This is a genomic window from Alcanivorax sp., from assembly GCF_051117345.1.
Lineage (GTDB): Bacteria > Pseudomonadota > Gammaproteobacteria > Pseudomonadales > Alcanivoracaceae > Alcanivorax.
This window is the reverse complement of the sequence record NZ_JBNPEC010000079.1, coordinates 1-2,919: the sequence shown is the minus strand read 5'-3', so window position 1 is coordinate 2,919 and position 2,919 is coordinate 1. Positions and strand designations below refer to the sequence as shown.

General features: G+C 58.9%; 1 protein-coding gene and 1 pseudogene. One reads left to right on the top strand and one right to left on the bottom strand.

All coding sequences use genetic code 11. The annotated features are described in order from the left end of the window. A pseudogene (locus tag ACFE0K_RS05075) lies at positions 1-1,263 on the bottom strand (OapA family protein); the annotation flags it as partial. Positions 1,264-1,437: 174 nt separating this feature from the next. Here ACFE0K_RS05075 and tyrS point away from each other — a divergent pair. Further along, positions 1,438-2,637: a tyrosine--tRNA ligase gene (gene tyrS / locus ACFE0K_RS05070; protein ID WP_434535028.1), complete on the top strand. Its 1,200-nt coding sequence runs from the start codon at positions 1,438-1,440 to the stop codon at positions 2,635-2,637. Positions 2,638-2,919 lie beyond the last annotated feature (282 nt).

Genomic DNA, 2,919 nt, shown 5'->3' with positions numbered 1-2,919 from the left:
CTTGAGGCGATTGGCGGCAATCAGGAATTCCGAACGCTCATTGTCGTTGATGCCCCGCGCCTTGGGCAGGGGCACGGTGAGCGGATTGCGGTGAGAGCCGTTAATGCGGAATTCGTAATGGAGATGTGGCCCGGTGGTGAGGCCTTAGGCTCCCACATAGCCAATGGTCTGGCTCTGTTTGACCCGTTTCCCTACGCGGATGCCCTTGGCGAAGCCGCGCATGTGAGCGTACAGGGTAGTGTAGATCTGGCCGTGTTTGAGAATGATCACGTTGCCGTAGCCGCCTTTCACCCCGGCAAAGATTACCTTGCCATCGCCGGCGGCCTTGATCGGGGTGCCGGACGGGGCGGCATAGTCGATGCCCTTGTGGGCGCGAATCCGGTTGAGTACCGGGTGTTTGCGGCTCAGGTTGAAGCGGGAGCTGATTCGGGAGAAAGCCACCGGGGTGCGGATGAACTCCTTGCGCATGGAGTCCCCCTTGATATCCAGGTATTCCACATCGCCGGAGCGGGTTTCGTAGCGGAAAGCGGTCAGGTGGCGGTCCTGATTCCAGAACTCGGCCATCAGGATGTCGCCCTCGCCGACTTTCTCGCCGTCCAGGTACAACTCTTCATAAATAATGCGGAACCGGTCGCCCCGGCGAATATCGAGGACGAAATCCACGTCCCAGGCAAACAGGTTGGCCAGCTGCATGGTGAGCTTGTCGCTGATGCCGGCAGCTGCGCCGGCCAGAAACAGGGAGTCGGTGATGTCCGCCTCGGCAAAGCGGGTCTGCTTCTGGTATTCGCGCTGGCTCAGGCGGGTTTCCCAGCCGCCGCCCCTGAGGCGGGCAGTGAGGGTTTCCACTTTAGAGGGGTGGTATTGCACCTGAGTCAGTCGGTTGTCGTTATCCACGGTGACCTGAAGGGTTTCGCCGGGGCGGATCTTGGTCAGCCGTTGCAGCTTGTCGTCGCTGTTGATCAGGGCAAATACCTGGCCGGCGCCAACGCCCAGCGGTTGAAGTAGCGAGGACAGGCTGTCACCGGGTTGTACTGTCAGGGTTTGCCACTGGGGCGCCTGGGGGGCTGGCGGCTGTGGTTCGGGTTTGCGGGCCGGCTTGGCCGGCAGGGAAATCGTCTTGGCCTGTTGTCTGGGTTGCTCCGGGGGGCGGTCAGGGCTAAGGGCAATAAGGATGACGCCGCCCAGCAAGACCATGCTCAGCAGTAAATGGGTGCGGGGGAACTGGCGCACCAGCCTGCCAGCAGAGGATAAAAGTTCTTTCATGGAGAGTGTGAAGGACCTGGTTGGGTAAAAAGCCGGTCGTGCCCGGGAGGCACAGCGAAAACTGACCTGCAAAGATACCTGCCTTCTCTGGCCGCGTTCAAGTGCTACAATAGCCGGCTTTCTCGCAGGGCTTTATTCCTGCGCCAACGGTACCCGGACAGTATAGAGGTAGGCATGGCCACGGTGGACGAACAACTGGCGCTCATTTCCCGCGGTGCGGATGAAATCATCCAGGAAGACGAATTGCGGGAAAAGCTGGCCTCTGGCCGGCCCCTGAAGATCAAGGCAGGGTTTGATCCCACCGCCCCGGATCTGCATCTGGGGCATACCGTGCTGATTAACAAGATGCGCCAGTTCCAGGAGCTGGGCCACCAGGTGATTTTCCTGATCGGTGATTTCACCGGCATGATTGGCGACCCCACTGGCAAGAGTGCGACCCGGCCGCCGTTGACCCGGGAAGATGTGCTGCGCAATGCGGAGAGCTACAAGGAGCAGGTGTTCAAGATCCTTGATCCGGCGCAAACCCGGGTGGTATTCAATTCCGACTGGATGAATGAGGTGGGGGCAGCCGGCATGATCAAGCTGGCCGGGCAGTACACCGTGGCGCGGATGCTGGAGCGCGATGACTTTGACAAGCGCTACAAGGGTAATCAGTCCATCGCCATCCATGAATTCCTCTATCCGCTGGTACAGGGCTATGACTCTGTGGCGCTGGAAGCGGATGTGGAGCTCGGTGGCACCGATCAGAAGTTCAACCTGCTGATGGGGCGCACCCTGCAGAAGGCCTATGGTCAGGCGCCGCAGATCTGTCTGACCATGCCGATCCTGGAAGGGCTGGACGGGGTGCAGAAGATGTCCAAGTCCCTGGGCAACTATGTGGGGGTGAATGATGCTCCCGGGGAGATGTACCGCAAGCTGCTGTCTCTTCCCGACAGCCTTACCTGGCGTTATTATGAACTGCTCAGCGCCTGCTCCAACGAGCGTATCGAGGCGCTGAAGGCAGAGGCGGAAACGCTGGGCTCCCCGCAGGAGGCCAAAAAGGCCTTTGCCCTGGAGATGGTCGAACGGTTCCATGGCCCTGAGGCTGCGGTAGCGGCCCCGAGGTCTGCCGGTAACCAGATTGCCCTTGGCGAGATCCCGGATAATGTGCCGGAAGTGCAGGTAGAGCTGGGTGATGAAGACAGTATCCATGTCATCCCCTTGCTCAGTGCGGCCGGGCTGACCAAGAACGGCAAGGCCGGCAAGGACGTATTCGGCCGTGGCGCGGTCTATCTCGACGGCGCTCAGCTCACCGAGGAGCGTAGTTTCAGCCGGGGCGAAAGCTTTGTGCTGCAGGCGGGCAAGAAGAAGATTGCCCGGGTGACCCTTAAATAGGGCTGAATCGATGGTTTTATGGTCGATTTGAACAGAAAGTGAGCGGTTGAACGGTTTTTCTGAAAAAGTGCAAAAAAGGGTTTGACTCCCCCAGCGAAATCCCTAGAATGCGCACTCCTCGACGGGGCAACAACGAAACACGCCACGGGCGAGACGCTCTTTAACAATCAGGCAAGCAAACGTGTGGGACCTGTTCGGGACGATGTCTTTACAGATAATCAGTTCTGAACGAGTCAACAAAGTTTTTGTTAATTCAGATGATGAACTGAGCATGGTTTAAGT

Excerpts from the sequence above, each read along its gene's own strand:
- tyrS (WP_434535028.1), top strand. The coding sequence starts at position 1,438 with ATGGCCACGGTGGACGAACAACTGGCGCTCATTTCCCGCGGTGCGGAT.